Genomic DNA, 22222 nt, shown 5'->3' with positions numbered 1-22222 from the left:
AAATCAGCGTAGTAGAGCCCACTCAACCACTGCGTCTTGTTCGACAATCCAAAGTCAATTGAGAGGCCGGACTTTTGTACCAGTCTTTTTCCTTATCATGATCAAGCGAAGCTCTATACTCAAAAAGAAACCACCCGTGAAGGTGGTTTCTTTTCTATCTTATTCCGCTTCCGTTACGAATTGGCTTAAGACACCATTCACAAACCGAGCAGATTTTTCATCTGAAAATGTTTTAGCTAATTCAATCGCTTCATTCACTGCAACCAATTGAGGGGTATCAAAGGAAGTGATTTCAAATACACCCAAACGAAGAATGTTTTTCTCCACTAGAGTCAATCGTTCGACGGTCCATCCAGTTTTCAAGTGTTGGGCGATTTGTTGATCTAATTCATCTTTTGATTGACGAACACCAGATACCAAATTGAGTAGAAAAGCTGGAATTTCCACTTCCTGGTCTGTTTCCTCTTTGTCATGAGTAAAAGCAAATCGACACGCTTCTACAACATCCCCTTCATACTCTAAACTCATTAGAGCTTGAAAGGCACGCTCCCGTAGATCACGACGTGATTCAAATAAAATATCAGTCATTGAGGAAATCCTCATTAAACAAATCTTTCAAATCAGGTTTCGCTGCTTTTTCAGTCACGATTCCAACCACATGGATATTGACATCATCCAAGGTCACATCTGCCATATTGTAGACAGCTGTTTTTACTGCTTTTTGGATCGCAACCGCTACTTTAGGGACTGCTACACCATACTCTAGATAGAGGTAAATATCAACAGAGATTTGACCATCTTCTTGTGTACGAAGGTAAACCCCACGTCCAAGAGCACGTTTTGAAAGGCTATCCGATACACTCTTGTTTTCAAGAGAATGAACACCATCTACTTTTGCAGTCGCAATCGCAATAATTTTTTCTAGCACACGAGGTGCAATGACGATTTCGCCGTATTGTTCAGTTGCCATAGAAGTTCCTTTCTATCAGACCTATTTTAGAGCTGATTAGGCACGAGAAACGTAAGTTCCTTCAGCTGTATTGATAATCAATTTTTGTCCTGCTTCGATGAAGTCTGGAACGTTTACCACAAGACCTGTTTCCATTGTAGCTGGTTTACCAGAACCTGTCACTGTAGCACCTTTAATAGATGGTTGAGTTTCAGCAACTGTCAATTCAACAGTTGTAGGAACCGTCACCCCAATCACTTCGCTTCCGTAGAATTGGATTTTCACTTCTGAGTTTTCAAGGATGTAAAGCAATTCGTTCTCAACATTGACAACAGGAATTTCATATTGGTCGTATGTTTCAGTATTCATGAAGTAAGCTGTGTCATCCATTTTATACAAGTATTGAGCTGGTACAGTTTCAATAATAGCTTGCTCAAATTTTTCTTCTGGACGGTAGCTTGTATCAAAAGTTGAACCAGTACGTACATCACGCAATTTCATACGCATGATGGTGTTTCCTTTACCTGGTTTGTGGTGGCTCGCTTCCAAAACGCGGATCAATTTTCCATCAGCTGTTTCAAAAGTCATACCAGCTTTCAACTTACTTGCTTCAATCATGTTTTCATACCTCTTTTTAAAAATATATTACTCTTTATTTTATCACAAATGCTCAGATTTCTCAAATCTGTCTCTGCAAATTTCCTTAGATCACAATCAATTCTTTCGGTGCCAAGGTCAAGACTTCACAACCGGTTTCCGTAATCAAGAGATCATCTTCAATCCGAACACCAGACAGGCCTTCAATGTAGATCCCTGGCTCATCTGTCAAGACCATGCCGGCCTTGATAACTTCTTTGGAAGTTTGGCTGAAGTAAGGCTCTTCATGGATGTCCAAGCCAATTCCATGACCAATTCCATGAGTAAAGTACTGACCGTATCCTGCAGCCTCAATAATATCCCGAGGAATTTTATCAAAATCACGGAAACCGAGTCCATCCTTAGCTTCAGCAATGAGAGCTTGGTTGGCTTTCAAGACCGTTTCGTAAATTTCTCTTTCCTTGTCGCTGACATGACCTGCATAAATGGTCCGGGTCATATCACTGACGTAATGGTTGTAAAGACAGCCAAAGTCCAAGGTCAAGGCATCCCCAGGAGAGATGATGCGATCACTTGGAGTCGCGTGGGGCATAGCAGAGCGCTCTCCCGCAGCAGAGATGATATCAAAGGATACACCTGAAGCCCCCAATTCCCGCATTCTGAAATCCAGGAAGGTCGCCGCTTCTAACTCTGTTGTTTGGCCAACCTTGATAAATTCCAGCACGTCCAGGAAGGCTTGATCTGAAATACTGCAGGCCTTGCGGATGGTTGCTACTTCTGTCTCATCTTTAATCAAACGAAACTCCATTACAAAATCAGACAAGGCTCTTAGAGCGACTCCTGAGAAAGCGGTCGCTAGACGGGTATGGTAGCCAACTGTGATCTCATCCTCAAAGCCAAGTTCTTGGATCGCTGCGTCTTTGACAATTTTTGCCACTTCTTCCAATTCATTGCGGGTCTCCATAATCTCAACAAAGGGAAAACAAGTCGCATGGGCATGAATGGTATAGCGAGAATCTGTAAAGAGGACCACGCGCTCTTCTGTCACCAAAACAGTCCCATTTGATCCCCAGAAATTGGTCAAATAGTAAACATTTTTTAAGTTGTTAATGAGGACAGCTTTTAAATCCTGTGCCTTCATTTTAGTTCGTAGATTTGTAATTCGTTGGTTCATTGTAATTTCCCTTTCAAATACTGTCCTGTAAAACTAGCTGGGTTGCTAGCTACCTCTTCTGGTGTTCCTGTCGCAATAATGGTACCACCACCGACTCCACCTTCAGGGCCTAAGTCGATGATATGGTCCGCTGTCTTAATGACATCCAAGTTGTGCTCAATGACCAAAACGGTATTGCCATCATCCACAAAGCGTTCCAAAACCTTGAGCAAACGAGAGATATCTTCGGTATGAAGACCTGTTGTCGGCTCATCCAAAATATAAAAAGACTTACCTGTCGAACGTTTATGAAGCTCAGAAGCCAACTTCATCCGCTGGGCTTCTCCTCCTGAAAGTGTCGTTGCCGGTTGTCCTAAGGTCACATAGCCCAAGCCGACATCCTTGATGGTTTGTAATTTGCGATTAATCTTTGGAATATGTTTAAAGAAATCCACCGCATCATTGACGGTCATGTCCAAAATCTGGGAGATATTCTTTTCTTTATAGTGAACTTCTAAGGTTTCACTGTTGTAGCGTCGCCCATGGCAGACTTCACACGGTACATAGACATCCGGTAGGAAATGCATCTCAATCTTGATGATCCCATCTCCCGAACAAGCCTCACACCGACCCCCTTTGACGTTGAAACTAAAACGGCCTTTTTTGTAGCCTCTAATCTTGGCTTCATTGGTTTGGGCAAAGAGGTCACGAATGTCGTCAAATACACCTGTATAGGTAGCCGGATTGGATCGCGGAGTGCGGCCAATCGGGCTCTGGTCAATATCGATCAGTCGATCAATGTGCTCAACTCCTGAAATAGTCTTGTATTTCCCGGGTTTCTCTGAATTGCGATTCAATTTTTGAGCCAGCGTTTTTTTCAAAATACTGTTGACCAAGGTTGACTTGCCTGAGCCTGAAACGCCAGTAACAGCAATGAACTTGCCCAGCGGGAAGCGTGCTGTCACCTCTTTTAAGTTATTTTCAGCGGCCCCTGTCAATTCGATAAAGCGACCATTGCCTATCCGCCGTTCCGTTGGTACGGGGATAGCCCGTTTTCCAGAGAGGTACTGACCAGTGATGGATTTGCTATTGCGGGCTACCTGCTTAGGCGTTCCAGCCGCAACAATCTCGCCTCCAAAGACACCGGCACCTGGGCCGACGTCGATCAGGTAATCAGCCTCTCTCATGGTATCCTCATCGTGTTCGACCACGATCAAGGTATTGCCCAAATCACGCATTTTCTTGAGACTGGCAATCAAGCGATCATTGTCCCGCTGATGAAGACCGATCGAAGGCTCATCCAGGATATAGAGGACACCTGAGAGGTTGGATCCAATCTGGGTCGCCAAGCGAATCCGCTGACTCTCTCCCCCTGATAGAGTCCCGGCCGAGCGAGACAGGGTCAGATAGCTCAAGCCAACATTGTTCAAGAAGGTCAAACGATCCTTGACTTCCTTGAGAATCGGTCGCGCAATGGTCTCCTCATTCTTGGTTAATTTAAGATCAGCTACCACCTTAAGATGGTCCTCAATGGACAAGTCCGAGATTTGCCCAATATGTAGCCCCTTCTCTCCTCCCACTCGGACAGACAAGGCCTGGTCATTCAAGCGATACCCATGGCAGGTGACACAAGTCAATTCATTCATGTAGGACAACATCTGATTGCGAGTAAAGTCGCTAGACGTTTCGTGGTAGCGGCGATTAATATTGGTAACGACCCCTTCAAAAGGAATGTCAATATCGCGAACCCCACCAAATTCATTCTCATAATGGAAATGGAATTCCTTGCCCTCAGAACCATAAAAAATCAAGTCCCGCTCTTCTGGAGACAAGTCTTCAAAGGGCTTGTCCATATCAATCCCAAACTGGATCATGGCCTGCTCCAACATCTGAGGATAGTAGTTAGAAGAAATCGGATTCCATGGCGCTAGTGCTCCTTCACGGAGAGTCTTGCTAGCATCTGGAACAACCAAATCCAAGTCCACCTCTAGCTTGATCCCCAGCCCATCACAATCTGGACAAGAGCCAAAGGGAGCATTAAATGAAAAGAGACGCGGTTCCAACTCAGGGACGGTAAAGCCACAAACCGGGCAAGCATAATGCTCTGAAAAGAGCAGTTCGTTTTCGTCCATGGTATCGATGACCACGTAGCCATCTGCGATCCGAAGGGCCGCTTCGACCGAATCAAAGAGACGGGACCGAATGCCATCTTTGATGACAATCCGGTCTACGACAACCTCAATTGTGTGCTGTTGGCTTTTGGATAATTCTGGGACTTCTGTCACATCAAAGATTTCACCATCCACACGCACCCGGACATAGCCGTCTTTTTGCACCTTTTCGATGATGTTCTTATGTTGGCCTTTTTTCTTACGAACAATGGGAGCTAAGATTTGCAGGCGTTGGCGCTCCGGCAATTCCAAAACTTGGTCTACTATTTGCTCGACCGAAGAAGCCGTAATCGCTCCATGCCCATTGATACAGTAGGGAGTCCCCACACGAGCATATAAAAGACGTAAGTAATCGTTGATTTCAGTTGTCGTTCCAACCGTTGACCGCGGATTTTTGCTGGTTGTTTTTTGGTCAATGGAAATGGCTGGACTTAAGCCATCAATCGAGTCCACATCGGGCTTTTCCATATTTCCTAAAAACTGACGAGCATAGGCTGACAGGCTCTCTACATAACGTCTTTGTCCTTCCGCATAGAGAGTGTCAAAGGCTAAGCTCGATTTCCCAGAACCTGATAGACCAGTGACCACGACCAGCTTATCTCGAGGGATTTCAACATCAATATTTTTTAAATTATGAGCACGCGCTCCATGAATGACAATTTTATCGAGCATTTCTTCCACTTTTCATCAATTTATTTATCCTTCATTATATCAAATTTTTCAGCATTCTTTTATCCAAAAGCGTGCTTTTTCTGTTATAATGTTAAGGTGTAAAAAAACAAGGGGAGGCACCATGAAACAGGTCTTTTTATCGACAACGACTGAATTTAAAGAAATAGAGACACTGGAACCCGGTAGCTGGATTAACCTTGTCAACCCTTCCCAAAGTGAGTCGATGGAAATCGCTTCTGCTTTTAACATCGATATTGCCGACTTACGGGCACCGCTCGATGCGGAAGAAATGTCTCGTATGACCATCGAAGATGAGTATACCTTGATCATCGTAGACGTTCCCATCAAGGAAGAGCGGAACAATCAGACCTACTATGTCACCATCCCTTTGGGAATCATCCTAACAGAAGAGGCTATCATCACCACTTGCTTGGAAGAGTTGCCTCTCCTAGACACCTTTATCAATCGTCGCTTGCGGAATTTCTATACCTTCATGCGATCCCGCTTCATCTTCCAGATCCTTTATCGCAATGCGGAGCTCTACTTGTCCGCGCTTCGTACCCTGGATCGTAAGAGTGAACTGATTGAAAGTCAACTGCACAAATCAACGCGTAATGAAGAGCTGATTGAACTGATGGAATTAGAAAAGACCATCGTCTACTTCAAGGCCTCTCTGAAAACCAATGAGCGCGTGATCAAGAAATTGACCAGTGCCACCAGCAACATTAAGAAATACCTGGAAGACGAGGATCTGTTGGAAGATACCTTGATCGAGACCCAACAGGCCATTGAGATGGCGGATATTTATGGAAACATCCTCCACTCCATGACCGATACCTTCGCATCGATCATCTCCAACAACCAGAACAATATCATGAAAACCTTGGCCATGGTGACCATCGTCATGTCCATCCCAACCATGATCTTCTCGGCTTATGGCATGAACTTTAAGAACAATGATCTCCCCCTCAACGGAGAACCTAATGCTTTCTGGCTCATTATCTTTATTGCCTTTGCCATGACCGGATCGCTCGTTGTCTACCTCATCCATAAAAAATGGTTCTAACACCTACTAATAACACTAAGGAGTATTTATGTCTCAATTTGATTTGACTCAATTAAGTAAAAAAAATCAAGAATTCGTTCGCATCGCTAAACACCAATTGATTGAAAACGGAAAAACAGAAGAAGAGGCTACTAGCCTGATTGAAGAAATTCTTCCAGCTATCTTTGAAAACCAACCAAAAGGAGTAACAGCGCGAACTCTCTTTGGAGCTCCAACTGTTTGGGCCAATGCTTTTAGTGATAAGGAACGCTACGAAAAAGAGCATCCAAAAGAGAATGATGCTCCTCATCTCATGATCACAGATTCTTTCCTTCTTGTCTTTGGTCTCTTTGCTGCCATTTCAGCCTTCATGAACTTATTTGCTCCTCAGGGAACCACTTATGGACTCCTCACATTGACTCTTGGTAGCTTGGCTGGTGGGGTTGTGCTCTATTTGATGTATTACTACTTCTACCAATACTACGAAGTTTCTAAACGTGGAATGAAACGGCCTGCTTTAACCAAGTCACTTCCTATCCTAATGTTGGCGATGATCCTTTGGGTTGTGATTCTCATGGTCACTGCTTTGCTCCCACAATTCCTCAATCCGCGTGTACCAAACTGGTTCATGCTCTTACTCGGTGGTGGGGCTCTTCTCCTCCGCTACTATTTGAAGAAAAAATACAATATCAAGAGCGCCAATACAGCACCTCAACGACGCTAAAAAGAAACGGATGAAGTTTTCATCCGTTTTTGTTTTACTGTATTTACCTGTTCAACCTTTTTGAAAAATAGAGGACTAAGTCATCATTGTTTTCACAAGAACTGTAAGGATCCGAGGGCTGATCCCTAAACCAAACTCCAGATCCATCTGGGATATAGCCCCGTTTGACATACAGTCTTTGAGCTGGGCCATAACCCGAGTGTAAACCAACCCCTAAAGTAACAATCTCTGATAGTAGCCGGACTCTTTTTTCCGCCTCTTCTAAGAGTTGATTCCCAATTCCTCGATTTCTAAATGGCTCAAAAACATTAAAATCAGATAGTTCAGGATAGACTCCCACGAAAGGGCCGTGCTTGGCATAAGGCAATATAGTGATATAACCTGCCACAAATCCATCCGACTCAGCTACTAATACGTCTCTCTTTCCGTTCTCCTGATCCTGAAAATAGCTGGCCAAGATATCCTCTCTACCCGGCCACCCTTGATGGATAAAGGCTTGAGAGATCCCTTCAATATCATACTCCATCATACTTCTGATGATTGTGCTTTCCTTCATGTTGCGCTCCTTGATACCTTTCTCCCCCTCATTATAGCATAATTAGAGCTTGGGAAAGGTTAAAGAGGGCCACCCGGACCTAACTCACTATTACATTTCTATGCTCGCAAAAAAAGATTCAAAAGGGTCTGAAAAAGAGGTCCACTGGACCTCAACTCGCTCTTACATTTCCAGGCTCGTGAAAAAAGACCCGTAAGGGTCTTTTCTTTAATCTTCGTTTACGAAAGGCATCAAAGCCATTACGCGAGCGCGTTTGATAGCTGTTGTTACTTTACGTTGGTTCTTCGCTGAAGTTCCAGTTACACGACGAGGAAGGATTTTCCCACGTTCTGAAACGAAACGGCTAAGAAGCTCAGTATCTTTGTAATCAACATATTCAATTTTGTTTGCTGCGATGTAATCAACTTTTTTACGGCGTTTGAATCCGCCACGACGTTGTTGAGCCATGTTTATTTCTCCTTTATAGTTTTAATTCGTTAAACCCATTCTTAGAATGGTAGATCGTCATCCGAGATGTCCATTGGATTAGCTCCGAATGGATTGTCATCACGTCCAAAGTTTGGTGTTGCATTTGATGGTTCAGATCCTCCAAAGCTTGGAGCTGCACTTCCTGCAAATCCTCCAGCTGAAGCATAACCACCACCTGCTTGTCCTTCACGATTCGCGCGGCTTTCCAACAATTGGAAGCTGTCCGCTACGACTTCAGTGACATAAACACGTTGACCTTGCTGATTCTCATAATTACGAGTCTGGATACGACCTGTAATCCCAACTAAGGCACCCTTTTTAGCCCAATTCGCTAAATTTTCAGCTTGTTGACGCCAAATCACACAGTTGATAAAGTCCGCATCTCGTTCACCATTTTGGTTTTTAAAATTACGGTTAACCGCGAGTGAGAATGTCGCAACAGCCTGATTTTGAGGGGTATAACGAAGCTCAGCATCTCGAGTCATACGACCTACAAGTACAACATTGTTAATCATTAGTCACCTTCTTTATTCGTTAGGGCTTACGCGTCAACTTTTACGATCATGTGACGAAGAATGTCACCGTTGATTTTTGAAAGACGGTCGAACTCGTTAAGAGCTGCATCGTCGTTCGCTTCAACGTTTACGATGTGGTAAAGTCCTTCACGGAAATCTTGGATTTCGTATGCAAGACGACGTTTTTCCCAATCTTTTGATTCAACAACAGTTGCACCGTTGTCAGTCAAGATAGAGTCAAAGCGTGCTACCAAAGCGTTTTTAGCTTCTTCTTCAATGTTTGGACGAATAATATAAAGAATTTCGTATTTAGCCATTGATATGTTCCTCCTTTTGGTCTAATGACCCCAAGTTTTTGCAAGGGGTAAGTGAGGTTTGCTCACAAGAAACTATTATACCAGACTTTGGGATAGAAGGCAAGTAAAAATACCTTCTCTACATTCTTTTCGAAAAGTTTTATTTTTCTTCTATTATTTTCTCTCCTTTTTTACAACAAGGAAATCTCTCCCTTTCCTTAAAGAAAACTGATATCAGTTAGCTTTAAGAAAGGGCCGTTATACTACCTTCATCACAAACAAGAAACGAGGAACGCTTATGAATTATTTAGTCATCCCCGCTTATCAACCCGATCAAAAACTTCTCAAACTGGTAAATAAACTGAGAGAAAAATGTAACTTCTCCATTATCGTTGTGGACGATGGTAGTTCTGAGGACTGCCAAGCGATTTTTGAAAAATTAGACGGACTAGCTACAGTCCTTCACCACGAAACCAACCTTGGAAAAGGAGGGGCGCTCAAAACAGCTTACACCTACATTCAAGAGCAAGGGCAATATGGAACAGTCATCACCGCTGATGCTGATGGTCAACATAAGGTTTGGGACGTCTTCCGCGTAGCCAATCAATCACAAGAAAATCCGAACCAATTGGTTCTAGGGGCACGCGCCTTTTCAGGCAAGGTTCCTTTGCGTTCTGCTTTTGGAAATAAATTGACCCGCTTCTTGTTCAAGCAACAAACAGGGGTCGCTGTGACAGATACGCAGACTGGCCTTCGAGCCTTTACAACCAACATGATCCCCTTTATGTTAGATATCGAGGGACAACGGTATGAGTACGAAATGAATGTGCTCCTCGCAGCTAGCAAGGCCTTTCCCATCTTGGAAGTTCCGATTGAAACAGTCTATATCAATGACAATGAAGGGTCCCACTTCCGTCCTATTCGCGACGGTCTCATGATCTACAAGGACATGTTCAAGTTTGCCCTCTCTTCCCTGAGTAGCTTTATCGTGGATTACCTGGTCTATGCCTTCTTCCTTTTCGTGATGTTGGCTGTGCCGATTAGTCTTCGGATCCTCCTTGCAAACGGGATCGCTCGTGTGGCCAGCTCCATCTTTAACTACTCGACCAACAAACGTCTAGTCTTTAAGAACAAAGACAGCCTGGCTCGAACCGGAAGTGGTTACTTGGGACTTGCGATTGGACTCTTTATTCTCGATACCCTCTTGATTCGACTTTTCTATACAAGCTTTGGTCTCCATTTGCTCCTCAGCAAAGTGATCGTCGGACTCTTGCTCTTCGTCGTCTCATGGTTGATTCAGAAAAAAATCATTTTCAAGGAAAGGACTGCACCCACTCATGAAATTCTTTAAAAAATCGTATACCTATGCTGCTTGTTTCGGCATCCTGCTAACAAGCTCCTTCAGCTATTCTATGCTCAAGACCTTTATCTTATCGGATGCTATCCAAACAGTCAAAGCTACGACCACTGATACCAAGGCGGCTGAGGAGGCAGCAGCCTCTGCTACTACTACAGATACCAGTTACTCCGATGACAATATCCAGGTGAGCCTGACAGAAACAACAGTTGAAAACACTCAAGTTTACATTGCAGATATTACGGTTAGCTCTTCTGACTATCTAAAAACTGCTTTTGCTCAAAATACCTACGGGACAAACGTGACGGCTAAGACGTCCGTCACTGCAGCTGAAAATAATGCTATTCTAGCCGTCAATGGAGACTACTACGGTGCTAATAGCACCGGCTATGTCATCCGAAATGGAGTGGTCTACCGCGATACGGTTCGCGAAGACTCTAGCAATGGCGACTTAGCGATTTATAAAGATGGTTCCTTCAAGGTTATCTACGAAGATGAAATCACTGCGGATCAGTTGGTCAAAGACGGGGTTGTTAATCTCCTTGCCTTCGGACCTTCCTTGGTTGAAGATGGAGTAATTACTGTCGATACGAACTCAGAGGTGGGACAATCCATGGCGTCTAATCCACGTACTGCCATTGGGATCATCGATGAAAACCACTACATCATTGTCGTCTCGGACGGCCGGACTTCAGAGAGTGAAGGGCTTTCTCTCTACCAATTAGCGGAAGTGATGAAATCGTACGGCGTCAAAACAGCCTACAACCTGGATGGTGGTGGATCTTCTACACTTTACTTCAATGGCCAAGTTATTAACAAACCAACTACAAATGGTACTATCTCAGAAAGGGCGGTGAGTGACATTGTCTACATCGGTTACTAATCCTATCAAACAACGGTTGAAAAAGACCATCCTCTGGTACACTCTGATTACAGCTTTCTTCTTCGTCGGAAGTCGCATCTACGAACACTTTAGTTTTGGCGAAACCTCTGCCTTCATGCACTACCTCTTCTTGATTCCTTTGATCGGCGGCACCCTGCTAGTGGCTCTGCAACTAGTGGTAAAAGGCCTTTCTCGACTCACTCTCAATCTTTGGAACTCAGCAGTTGCCACGGCAACTGCTGGAGTCCTCTACCGAGGCATTGTTAACCTCTCTGGTCGTTCAACAACTCTCGACCAACCCTACTATTATGTCGCAGGGATTTTCCTAGCCCTTGCCCTCATCAGCATCTTCTTTGTCCGAAGTGTCTGGGTGGAGAAAACAAAGTTAAGTACTTAATATTGAAAGCTCTTATCCAATTATTATGGATAAGAGCTTTTAGATTTTTTACAATACTATCTATCAAAAAAGAAATCAGAATAACTTCTGATTTCTTTTGAAATAAACTTATTTATTTACGTTTTCCCATTTCCAGTTGTGTACTTCTGGAATATCATCACCATGTTCACGGATGTAAGCATTGTGGAAGGCAATTGTTTCGTCCATTTGAGCTGCGAATTCAGCTGCTTCTGCTCCAAGAGCTGCATTGGCTGCATCTTGTGCCAAGTGGAAGCGATCCAATTCAGACATGACACGCATATCGAATGGTGTTGTGATATCTCCGTTTTCACGGTAACCATGTACACGAAGGTTATGGTTGTGACGGTTGAAGAAGATGTCACGGATCATGCCTTCATAACCGTGGAAGGCAAAGATCACAGGTTTATCAGTTGTGAAGACTTTGTCGAACTCTTCATCTGAAAGTCCACGCGCATCGACGGATGGGTGACGCAATTTCAAGATATCTACCACATTGACAAAGCGGATCTTCAATTCTGGGAAGGCCTTGTGCAAGATTGTAATGGCTGCAAGAGCTTCAAGGTTTGGCTCTGTACCTGCAGCTGCAATGACAAGATCTGGATCTTCATCTGCTGAAACAGTTGATGCCCAATCGATCACCTTGTATCCTTCACGAACCAATTCTTCCGCTTCATCAGCTGAGTAGAATTGAGGACGTGGGTGTTTAGAAGAAACGATCAAGTTAATCATATCTTCTGCCTTGAAGGCTTGGTCCATCACCGCAAGCAACGTATTCGTATCTGCTGGCAAGTACTCACGGATGTATTCTGGAGTTTTTTCTGCCAAGTGAGTCAAGATACCTGGATCTTGGTGAGTGTAGCCATTGTGGTCTTGTTGGAAAACAGTTGAAGTCGCAATCAAGTTTAAGGCAGGGTAGTTTTTACGCCATGTCGTGTGAGTCTTAGATTTACGCAACCATTTAAAGTGTTGAGTAATCATAGAGTCCACGACACGAAGGAATGATTCGTAAGAAGCGAAGAATCCGTGACGACCTGTCAAGACATATCCTTCGAGCATACCTTCTGCTTGGTGCTCTGACAATTGAGAGTCAATGACACGTCCAGCAGGGCTCAAAGCTTCATCGTAGTCTGGTTTCGTACGTCCTAACCATTGACGGCTTGTACGAGTGAAGACTTCTTGAAGACGGTTTGATTTGGTTTCATCTGGTCCAAAGATACGGAAGTTATGTGGGTTCGCATCCACAAGATCTGCCGCATACTTACCAAACTCGATCATATCTTGGGCCATGATAGCACCTGGTGTTTCGATCTTGAAGGCATGTTTCTTCCAATCAGCAGTGTCCATTGGTTTGATGACACCTGCGTTTGTGATTGGGTTCATAGCCATGCGACGGTCACCTTTTGGTGCAATTTCAGCAATTTCAGGAAGCAATTTACCAGTTTCGTCGAACAATTCAGCTGGACGATATGATTCCAACCATGAAAGAAGAGCATCCACATGCTCCATATGGTGAGCATCTACTGGGATTGGAACTTGGTGAGCACGGAATCCACCCTCGATTGGTGTACCTTCCCAAGCTTTTGGTCCAGTCCAACCTTTAGGAATACGAGCAATCAAGACAGGGTATACTGGTTGAGTTGCTTCTTCTGCAGAACCTTTACGAGCTTCTGCTTGGACTTTCTTGATTTCTTCAATCGCTTCGTCCAATTTTTCTGCAAACAAAGCATGAGCTGCTTCGTGGTCGTCAGAAATAGCCGTTACGTCTGCAAAGATTGGTTTCCATCCAAGACCTTCAAAGAAGAGGGCCAATTCTTCGTCTGTTTTGCGTTCGAAAATCGTTGGGTTGTGGATCTTCCCACCGTTGAGGTAGAAGATTGGAAGAACAGCACCATCGTTAACTGGGTTCAAGAAGGTATTAGCCAACCAACCAGCCATCAATGGACCAGTTTCTCCTTCGCCATCACCGATTACGGTTGCAGCAATCACATCTGGATTATCCAAAACAGCTCCAGCTGCGTGAGAAAGAGCATAACCAAGTTCTCCACCTTCGTGGATAGATCCTGGAGTTTCAGGTGCCGCGTGAGAGGCAATCCCTCCTGGGAATGAGAAGATTTTACATAGGTGTTTAAATCCTTCTTCATTTTGTGGGATATTTGGATTCAATTCTGTGTAAGAACCATCTAAGTAAGAGTTGGACACCATAACTTGTCCACCATGACCTGGTCCTTCAATGTAAAACATATCCAAGTCGTATTTGTTGATGGCACGGTTCAAGTGAGCATAGATAAAGTTTTGTCCTGGTACAGTTCCCCAGTGTCCGATTGGGTGAGCCTTCAAGTCGTTTTCAACCACTTCACGTTTCAACAATGGGTTGTCTTTTAAGTACATTTGAGCAGCCGAAATGTAGTTGGCTGCACGCCACCACGCATCCACTTTATCCAAGTAAGCTTTGCTGTTAAAATCAACAGTCATATTGTCTCCTCTCAAATTCTAGCTATGATTCTGATGAATTAGAATCCAGTGCAAGTATTTAGGTTATAAACATCCTGTTTCATTCATATGAAGACAGAACGAACGCGAACCAAATTTAATTCAATTCTTTTCTATTCTATCAATAATTTAGCTTTTTGTATATAGAAAAAATTAAAAAAAATATAGTTTTTTATAAAAAGTTGCAAATCTCTTTTAAAATCAAAGCATTTTTCAATCATTTTACAAACAAGTTTTTGCTTAAACCTCTCAAAAAGCCTTTGAAATCAGCTATCTATAAATTTCCTTGTCACATAAAATCTTTCATGATATACTTTAGATATCAAACTAAAGGAGATCGGTATGATAAAGGAAAAACGCAATAAAGGATTTGTGTCAGGTCTGGTGCTTGCCCTTGTCTTCCTTGCATTCGCAGGATTAGTATTTTCATTATGGATGGGACGCCAGAACCCTTCCACTAGCTTTGCGAAGGCAGAAAAGTCTGGGGACCCTGTAACGATGCAAGTCTATGATATTACACGAGAACCTGTCGGAACTGTGGACAACGGCCACGTCCTCTATATCGTCCAGTACGATATCCAAAACGATGGTAAGTTTGCAGGGATCGAAGCCAAAAAAGACGATGCGACGATTAAAGAAATCGTTGATAAGGCAAAAAATGGGGAACTGCTGACCAAACCTTATCGACTAAAAGGAACGCAATTAGCCCCTTTGGCAAAGGATAGCAAAAATACGTCTCGTAACGGTCGCCTTGTCGGCTATAGCGACTACATCCATTCCCTTCTCGACCCGACTTCTGTCGTGTCACTTAATATGACGACCAGCTATTACTTAAGCCTCACAGAGTACAACAAAGACTCCTTATTCCTCTTAATTGGTTCAGCTGCTCTTGCTGGACTTTCTATCATAATGGTCGTAGCCAGCTTCTCCGTACGGAAACGGACCATTGCTTCCTATCAGGAACTCCACCAAAACTATCCCGAACTCCAAGGAGATCTGTCCCGCCTGTCTGATGAAGCCAGCTACTACAATCAAGACTTAAAAGTTATCTTGTACAAAAATCATTTGATTACCTATTTCAGAGGAACGCAAACGATTGATTTACGAGAGGTTCAACAACTATACTTACATGTCACTCGAGTTCGTCAATCAGGGATTGCTCGCTCAATCTTCCAATTGTGCTACATCCGCAAGGACAAACCAAAGAAACAGCACCGCCTAGCCATTAAGAATAAGAAGAACGCTGAAGAACAACTCTACACTCTTTTTGCACAGGTATCTGAGAGATTCCCAGATGTCAAGGTTGGAATTTAAAGCTTTCCAACTCCCTTTGGAAATACTTTTCTCAGCACTAAAATCCCCTCATCAGAATCAGTTGATGAGGGGATTTTTTTCTATTTAGGTCACATTTGAAACGAGAGGATTAAATCACTTTTTTACCATTTTTATAGACATCTGTCACTAGGTTGGTCGCGAAGAAATAGAAGAGATAATCTAGATTTGGTGCATCGTAAATCGTGATATCGGCTTGTCAAACAAGATCTAAGCTTCCGATTTTTAGGATTACTATAAAAAAGTGTATCTTCGCATGTATTTTTCTTAAACAAAAAAATCAAAAGGGAGAGGAGCAAGAGGGTACTTTTGAATTCCCTCTGTTCTTCTCCCTATTTTTTGATTTCTCAACTCACTTCAAGTTTGGTTTTGTGGTGGAAGAGAGCTTCCGTAGCCTGATGCACTTGATGAGCTACTTCTGCATTATTCATCGTGTATAGATGAATTCCTGCTACATCTTGAGTAACCAAATCAACGATTTGATCCACCGCATAGGCTAAACCAGCCGCACGAAGGGATTTTGGATCATGTTCATACTTATCCAGAATGGCTTTGAATTTCCGTGGGATATGAACATTTTCACAAGTCTTCAACAAGCGAAGGGCCTGGTTTCTGTTAAGAATTGGCATCACCCCTGCATGAATGGGAACATCAATTCCCGCCAAGGTACACTTATCTTGAAAATCGTAGAAACGCTCATTGTCAAAGAAAAGCTGAGTCACTAGGCTCGAACATCCAGCATCCACTTTCTTTTTCAGATTTTGAATATCTGAAATTTGGTTTGGCGAATCTGGGTGACCTTCTGGGTAACAAGCACCGATCACATCAAAGTGAGGAGCTTCTGTTTTAATAAATTCAATCAAGTCCGTTGCATAACGAAAGTCTTTTAAAGGCTCAATACCAGGAATAATATCACCACGAAGGGCCAAAATCCGATGAACCCCTACTTGATCTAATTCATGAAGGGTATCTGCTACTTTTTCCTTGCTTAGATAGATGGCAGGTAAGTGGGCAATGGTCGGAATAGACAATTCATTCTGAATATGATTGGCTAAAGCAACCGTCGTCTCTTTGATATTGTATTTATTATTGCTAGCTGTCACACTGATAAAGTGTGGAGCTAATTCCTGCATATTTTCCAAGGCACGTAAGAGCTTGGCATTGCCTACTTCAGGATTTGGAGGGAAAACCTCAAAGGAGAGCGACGGTGTTTGCTTAGTCATCAAATGTATTCCTTTCTTGATTGAGCAATTTTTTTTGCTATCGAGCAAGCTTAGGAATTTCTACTTGCTTTATAGCGCTTTACGAGCAGCTTTTGCCGCTTCTACAAGACGGATCAAGCTTTCTTTTGTTTCTTTAATTCCACGTGTTTTCAAACCACAGTCAGGGTTGATCCAAACTTTTCTGCTTGGTACTTTGGCAAGGATCGCTTCGATAGTGTGATCGATTTCGCCTTCGTTAGGCACACGAGGTGAGTGGATATCGTAAACCCCAGGTCCAACTTCTGTTTGGAAGTTTTTCGCTTTGAGTTCGTCCAAGATTTCAAGGTTTGAACGGCTCGCTTCAAATGAGATGACGTCTGCATCCATGTTGTCGATGGCTGGGATGATATCTGTAAATTCTGAGTAACACATGTGTGTGTGGATTTGTGTGTCTGGTGCTACTGTTGAGTGTACCAAACGGAAGGCTGGAATCGCCCAGTCAAGATAGTCTTCGTACCAGTCGCTACGACGGAGTGGCAATTTCTCACGAAGAGCAGCCTCGTCGATTTGGATGATCTTCACGCCTGCAGCTTCAAGATCAAGAACTTCATCCTTGATCGCAAGAGCGATTTGAAGAGTAGAATCCTTGATAGAGATGTCTTCACGTGGGAATGACCAGTTAAGGATGGTAACAGGTCCAGTCAACATACCTTTTACAGGTTTGTCCGTACGGCTTTGTGCGTAGCTAGACCATTTGACAGTGATTGGGTTGAGACGAGTCACATCCCCCCAGATGATTGGTGGTTTCACCCCACGCATACCGTATGATTGTACCCAACCATTCTTAGAGAAGAGGTAACCGGACAAGTTTTGACCGAAGTACTCAACCATGTCATTCCGCTCGAATTCACCGTGTACAAGCACGTCAAATCCAACTTCTTCTTGCCATTTGATCCATTCGTCGATGGTTTCAGCAAGGAAGGCATCGTATTCTTCTTGTGACAATTCACCCTTACGGAAGGCCAAACGTTTCGCACGAACTTCTTTCGTTTGAGGGAAGGATCCGATGGTTGTTGTTGGAAGGGCTGGAAGTTTGAAGGCATCTTCTTGGATTGCTTCACGTTCAGCAAAAGCTGGCAAACGAGTGTAGTCTGCATCAGTCAATCCAGCGATACGCGCACGAAGTTCCGCATTTGCTCCGACACGTTCAGTCGCAAAGAGTTCTTTGTTTGCTGCAAGAGCTGCTTCACCTTGACCATTGCGGATAGCATCCAAGTCACGAAGTTCTTCCAATTTTTCAACTGCAAAAGCAAAGTGGTTCAAGATAGCTGGTTCAAAGTCTTCATTGGCAGTTGTAAATGGCACATGAAGCAGTGAGCAAGAAGTTGTCAAAACAATGTTTTCAGCTGGTACTTGTTTCAAGATTTCCAAGCTTGCTTCGTAGTTGTTGCGCCAGATGTTCTTACCATTGACAATACCTGCATAAAGAGTCTTATCAGCTGGGAAGCCACCTTTGACGAGTTCAAGAGTTTTCTTCCCTTCCACAAAGTCCAAACCAATCGCATCTACTGGCAAGTTCACAAGGTCATTGTAGACATCACGAACATCACCAAAGTAAGTTTGAAGCAAGACTTCAAGACCTTTTTTGTCAGCCAATAGCTTGTTGTAGATGTTCAAGAAGAAGGCTTTTTCTTCTTCTGTCAAGTCTTTGACAAGAGCAGCTTCGTCGAGTTGGATACGAGTTGCACCAAGTTCAGCCAATTTAGCAAAAACATCTTGGTAAGCAGCCACTAAGCTATCCACGAAGTCTTCTGCTTTTACGCCTTCTTCGAAGTCTGATAATTGAAGGAAAGTGAATGGCCCAACCACAACCGGACGAGTATCGAGACCCAATTCTTTGGCTTCTTGGTACTCATCAAAAATCTTGTGACCAGCCAATTTGACTTCTGTTGTTTTTTCAAATTTTGGAACGATATAGTGGTAGTTAGTGTTGAACCATTTCTTCATTGGAAGAGCACGCACATCCCCTTTTTCTCCCTGGTAACCACGCGCCAAGGCGAAGTAGCGTTCAAGGTCAGACAAGTCCAAGTTTTGAACCGATGCAGGAACCACGTTGAAAAGGAAGGCTGCATCTAGGAAGTTGTCATAATGTGAAAAGTCATTTGATGGGATTTCAGTAATGCCTTTTTCTTTGACAATGTTCCAGTGTTTGGCACGCAATTCTTTTGCAGCATCCAACAAATCTTCAGCTGTAATTTCGTTTCTAAAATATTTCTCAGTTGTAAATTTTAGTTCGCGGAATTCACCCAAACGAGGGAATCCGATGATTGTAGTTGACATGTTTTGTCCTCCAAAAATTCAAGTTGAGTCTATCTTATCAGAAGAAGCCCCTTCTGTATAATTGCTTTTCAATGGTTTATGGTATAGCCAGAAGCTATAACCTTATAGATCAAGGGTTTTCGCCGCTTGCCATTGACCAGAACTAATAGTCCTTATAAAAAATAACTATAAGGCTTCTACCAGACAGACTGCCCCCCTCCCATTGGACAGTCCTCGTCCCCTCTAAAACAAAAAAAGAAGCTATCCGCTTCTTTTTTTGTAGGAACTTATGCTCAAGTTAGTTGCACACAAAAAGCATCCCAAGGTTCCAATACTTTTGTCTGTTTGACCTGCTCTACATTGGTATTGCTAATGAGGACCTCCTGATAGTCTTCCTCCAGTTCAAAGCTCTGAACTTGACTAGACAAATTGACCACAATCAAATAGCGTTGATTCCCATCTACTCGTTGGTAGGCAAAGACCTGGTCGACTGTATCCAGTAGCTCAAAGTCTGCCGAGATCAACCAGTCTTGCTCCTTACGGAGGGCAACCAATTGTTGATAGGTATAAAAAATGGATGAGGGATCAGCCAAAGCCGCTTCTACATTGATTTCCTGATAGTTTGGATTGACAGCTAGCCAAGGGTGACCGGTTGTAAAACCAGCCTGTGGGTGCTTGGACCACTGCATAGGGGTTCGAGCATTGTCCCGGCCAATATGTCGGATCTGGTCCATAATGGTGTCGAGATTCACTCCCTTTTCGAGGCTTTCCTTGGCGTAGTTAATAGATTCAATATCTTCGATTTCGTCCAGGCTCTTAAAAGGATAGTTGGTCATGCCAATCTCTTCCCCCTGGTAGATATAAGGTGTCCCTCTCATCAAATGAAGAAGAATAGCTAGGGCCTTAGCGGACTTCACCCGATAGGCTTGGTCATCTCCCCAGGCAGAAACAATCCGAGGGAGGTCATGGTTGTTCCAAAAGAGAGAGTTCCAGCCTTCGTCCATGCCCAGCTCCGTCTGCCACTTGTTAAAGATTTCTTTCAACTTAGGAACATTAAGCTTCTTCGCATAGTGCCATTTGGGCTGACCCTCTTGGAAGAGAAGCCCAATGTGTTCAAATTGAAAGACCATCGATAATTCTTCATTGTCAGGACCAGAGTATTGCTTAGCAATCTCAGGTGTCGCTCCCCAGGTCTCCCCGACCGTTAACAAATCCTTATCCCCGAAAGTCGCTCGATTCATTTCTTTCAGATAAGGGTGGAGCATGGGACCATTGGCTACGATCTTCTGATCAGGAATTTTCCCAATCATGTCGATGACATCCATCCGAAAACCACCGATCCCCTTGTCGATCCAAAAGTTCATCATGTCATAAATCTTCTGCCGAAGGGTCTCATTTTCCCAATTCAGGTCTGGTTGCTTCTTACTAAAGAAGTGCAAATAATACTGCTGGGAAGCCGGATCAAATTCCCAAGCTGAACCACTAAAGGTAGAGACAAGATCATTGGGTCGGTCCCTCCAAATATAGTAGTCTCGCTCTGGACTGTTTGGATTTTCCTTGGCCTCGATGAACCAAGCATGCTCATCAGATGTATGGTTGACCACCAAATCCATGATCATCTTAATACCGCGCTTTTGCCCCTCCGCAATCAATGTTTCCATATCTTCCATGGTGCCAAAGATGGAAGCAATATCCTCGTAATCAGATATATCGTAGCCATTATCATCCATAGGGCTTTGGTAGACAGGAGACAGCCAAATGGCCGTAATACCTAACTTCTCCAAATAATCCAGCTTACTGATGATCCCCTTGAGGTCACCGATTCCATCTCCATTGCTATCTAAAAAACTCTTGGGATAGATTTGATAAATCACGGCATCATGCCACCATTTTTTCTTCATGCGCTTCTCCTTTTTGGTTTCACTTGTAATCCCTTACATCATAACCAAACTGGAAAAGAATTGCAACTCTCAGCTGACCTATCAGTCTCCCTTAAAATAAAAAAGAAAGTCTCTCTAGAGAACTTCCTTTTCAAGACTTCTGTTTTTCTTTTCTTTTTGCCAAGAGTGATAAGAGAGCATGACCAATCCAAAGAGATGACTTCCCAACAAGGCCGTCACAAAAATCAACTTGCCCCTGTCTGGATAAGAAAGCGGGACATTGCTAAAGCCATAGCGAGCCCATTCGATAAAGATCGGATGCGAAAAATAAAGCGCCATGCTCATCTGCTTTAAGTACTGTAAATCATAGCTTTTCAAAAAGGACGATCGCAGACAAGCATTAACCAAATAGACCGTCACAAAGGGAAGGAGCAAGTAAAAGTTCTTATCGATTCCTTCATGTTGAAAAATGATGATGCCTTCCATACAGAACAAGCCAAAGGCGAGAGATAGCTTTTCCCAACGGTGAACCCTAAAGGTTTGTGCATGAAAATGATCATAGAGATAGTAACCCATAAAGATAAAAATGGGCGTGTAAAAGAGACCATTTCGAGCTGTAAAAAATAAATTGCTGTAGAGCTGGTAACCCTCGAGAAGACTCGTGGTGTCCAGATAAGCTGAATAGGTCTCGATCAAGCCCCAGCAGTAAAGAAGAAAGGTGATCACCCCCGTCCAAACCATACCTAAGCGTTTGACCAATTGATTGACCAAAAACAGGCCCAGCAAAAAGGCAGGGATATACCAGAGTTGGTAACACATTCCCAGATAGAGCAGAGCAATCAGAACGCCTGCTGGAAAGAGATAGACAGGGAGATGGAGACTAGAAAAAAAGACCCAGGCATAGGGAAGATAGACACAACTCCAAAATAAATAGGTTTTTACGATTTTGACCAGGTAGGCCTTCATTTTCCTTGCATCTCTTAGTGATGGCTTGAGGAAAAAGCTGGCACAGACGATAAAAAATGGCACCGCTAGCCGTCCAAGGATACTCTTAAGGCCAAAATGCACTGGCTCATAGGAAGTTAAGCGACCACTATGCACCAAAATCACTGCAATCGCAAAGAGGTATTGAAAAAGACTAATACTGGAAGTGTTATAGAGGGAATTCTTTTTCATGGTCCTACTCCTTCGCCAA

General features: G+C 43.4%; 20 protein-coding genes. 6 read left to right on the top strand and 14 right to left on the bottom strand.

Annotated features, from left to right (window positions below):
• Positions 1–159: 159 nt before the first annotated feature.
• The 5 genes from nusB to uvrA all read right to left on the bottom strand — a co-directional run bounded on the left by nusB (position 160) and on the right by uvrA (position 5542).
• Positions 160–588 (bottom strand): transcription antitermination factor NusB, encoded by a 429-nt coding sequence (gene nusB / locus ADF75_RS08405; protein ID WP_048716428.1) that lies wholly within the window; start codon positions 586–588, stop codon positions 160–162.
• Positions 581–970, bottom strand: coding sequence for an Asp23/Gls24 family envelope stress response protein (locus ADF75_RS08400; protein WP_006595687.1), 390 nt, complete (start codon positions 968–970; stop codon positions 581–583). The genes nusB and ADF75_RS08400 overlap by 8 nt, the downstream gene beginning before the upstream one ends.
• A 36-nt stretch (positions 971–1006) precedes the next feature.
• On the bottom strand, positions 1007–1567 hold the full coding sequence (efp, locus tag ADF75_RS08395; protein ID WP_006595686.1) for an elongation factor P: 561 nt from the start codon (positions 1565–1567) through the stop codon (positions 1007–1009).
• Between the two features lie 85 nt (positions 1568–1652).
• Entirely contained in the window at positions 1653–2720 is a 1068-nt protein-coding gene (locus ADF75_RS08390; RefSeq protein WP_048789799.1) for a M24 family metallopeptidase, read from the bottom strand.
• Positions 2717–5542 (bottom strand): excinuclease ABC subunit UvrA, encoded by a 2826-nt coding sequence (uvrA, locus tag ADF75_RS08385; RefSeq protein WP_048789798.1) that lies wholly within the window; start codon positions 5540–5542, stop codon positions 2717–2719. Before uvrA ends, ADF75_RS08390 begins: the two co-directional genes overlap by 4 nt.
• A 121-nt stretch (positions 5543–5663) precedes the next feature.
• Between uvrA and ADF75_RS08380 the strand changes: the two genes are divergently transcribed.
• Positions 5664–6608, top strand: coding sequence for a magnesium transporter CorA family protein (locus tag ADF75_RS08380; RefSeq protein WP_048789797.1), 945 nt, complete (start codon positions 5664–5666; stop codon positions 6606–6608).
• 28 nt (positions 6609–6636) lie between these two features.
• A complete protein-coding gene (locus tag ADF75_RS08375) occupies positions 6637–7311 on the top strand; it encodes a DUF1129 family protein (RefSeq protein WP_048789796.1) in 675 nt (224 codons plus the stop codon).
• A gap of 43 nt (positions 7312–7354) precedes the next feature.
• On the opposite strand, the gene ADF75_RS08370 is transcribed toward ADF75_RS08375, so the two are convergent.
• The 4 genes from ADF75_RS08370 to rpsF form a co-directional block, all read right to left on the bottom strand.
• Entirely contained in the window at positions 7355–7867 is a 513-nt protein-coding gene (locus ADF75_RS08370; protein ID WP_048789795.1) for a GNAT family N-acetyltransferase, read from the bottom strand.
• 207 nt (positions 7868–8074) lie between these two features.
• A complete protein-coding gene (rpsR, locus tag ADF75_RS08365; protein ID WP_000068664.1) occupies positions 8075–8314 on the bottom strand; it encodes a 30S ribosomal protein S18 in 240 nt (79 codons plus the stop codon).
• Between the two features lie 41 nt (positions 8315–8355).
• Positions 8356–8850 (bottom strand): single-stranded DNA-binding protein, encoded by a 495-nt coding sequence (locus ADF75_RS08360; RefSeq protein ID WP_048789794.1) that lies wholly within the window; start codon positions 8848–8850, stop codon positions 8356–8358.
• A gap of 26 nt (positions 8851–8876) precedes the next feature.
• Complete coding sequence (rpsF, locus tag ADF75_RS08355; protein ID WP_006595679.1) at positions 8877–9167, bottom strand: 30S ribosomal protein S6; 291 nt, start codon at positions 9165–9167, stop codon at positions 8877–8879.
• 277 nt (positions 9168–9444) lie between these two features.
• Here rpsF and ADF75_RS08350 point away from each other — a divergent pair, with 277 nt between their 5' ends.
• Genes ADF75_RS08350 through ADF75_RS08340 form a run of 3 tightly spaced genes read left to right on the top strand, consistent with a single transcriptional unit; the run spans position 9445 to position 11783 of the window.
• Positions 9445–10497 carry a bifunctional glycosyltransferase family 2/GtrA family protein gene (locus ADF75_RS08350; protein WP_048789793.1) on the top strand — a complete coding sequence of 351 codons (1053 nt, stop codon included), beginning with the start codon at positions 9445–9447 and terminating at the stop codon, positions 10495–10497.
• The gene (locus tag ADF75_RS08345; RefSeq protein ID WP_048789792.1) at positions 10484–11386 is read left to right on the top strand and encodes a phosphodiester glycosidase family protein; all 903 of its coding nucleotides are present in this window, start codon (positions 10484–10486) and stop codon (positions 11384–11386) included. The genes ADF75_RS08350 and ADF75_RS08345 overlap by 14 nt, the downstream gene beginning before the upstream one ends.
• Complete coding sequence (locus ADF75_RS08340; protein ID WP_082162676.1) at positions 11367–11783, top strand: hypothetical protein; 417 nt, start codon at positions 11367–11369, stop codon at positions 11781–11783. Before ADF75_RS08345 ends, ADF75_RS08340 begins: the two co-directional genes overlap by 20 nt.
• Positions 11784–11891: 108 nt before the next feature.
• On the opposite strand, the gene ADF75_RS08335 is transcribed toward ADF75_RS08340, so the two are convergent.
• Positions 11892–14276: a phosphoketolase family protein gene (locus tag ADF75_RS08335; RefSeq protein ID WP_048691154.1), complete on the bottom strand. Its 2385-nt coding sequence runs from the start codon at positions 14274–14276 to the stop codon at positions 11892–11894.
• 360 nt (positions 14277–14636) lie between these two features.
• On the opposite strand from ADF75_RS08335, the gene ADF75_RS08330 reads away from it, so the two are divergent.
• Complete coding sequence (locus ADF75_RS08330; protein ID WP_048789790.1) at positions 14637–15608, top strand: hypothetical protein; 972 nt, start codon at positions 14637–14639, stop codon at positions 15606–15608.
• A gap of 365 nt (positions 15609–15973) precedes the next feature.
• Here the strand turns inward: ADF75_RS08330 and metF are convergent, their stop codons facing one another.
• From metF to ADF75_RS08310, 4 genes are all read right to left on the bottom strand, one after another.
• Positions 15974–16849 carry a methylenetetrahydrofolate reductase [NAD(P)H] gene (gene metF, locus ADF75_RS08325; RefSeq protein WP_048789789.1) on the bottom strand — a complete coding sequence of 292 codons (876 nt, stop codon included), beginning with the start codon at positions 16847–16849 and terminating at the stop codon, positions 15974–15976.
• Positions 16850–16918: 69 nt separating this feature from the next.
• A complete protein-coding gene (gene metE, locus ADF75_RS08320; RefSeq protein ID WP_048691161.1) occupies positions 16919–19168 on the bottom strand; it encodes a 5-methyltetrahydropteroyltriglutamate--homocysteine S-methyltransferase in 2250 nt (749 codons plus the stop codon).
• A 272-nt stretch (positions 19169–19440) separates the two neighbouring features.
• Positions 19441–21048, bottom strand: coding sequence for a glycoside hydrolase family 13 protein (locus ADF75_RS08315; protein ID WP_048691163.1), 1608 nt, complete (start codon positions 21046–21048; stop codon positions 19441–19443).
• A 114-nt stretch (positions 21049–21162) separates the two neighbouring features.
• Complete coding sequence (locus ADF75_RS08310) at positions 21163–22203, bottom strand: acyltransferase family protein (protein ID WP_048691166.1); 1041 nt, start codon at positions 22201–22203, stop codon at positions 21163–21165.
• Positions 22204–22222: the final 19 nt, after the last annotated feature.

Origin of the sequence: Streptococcus sp. 1171_SSPC, assembly GCF_001069335.1 — a bacterium.
Lineage (GTDB): Bacteria > Bacillota > Bacilli > Lactobacillales > Streptococcaceae > Streptococcus > Streptococcus xiaochunlingii.
Note: the sequence above shows the minus strand (reverse complement) of the source record. Positions and strands in the feature narration are given on the sequence as shown.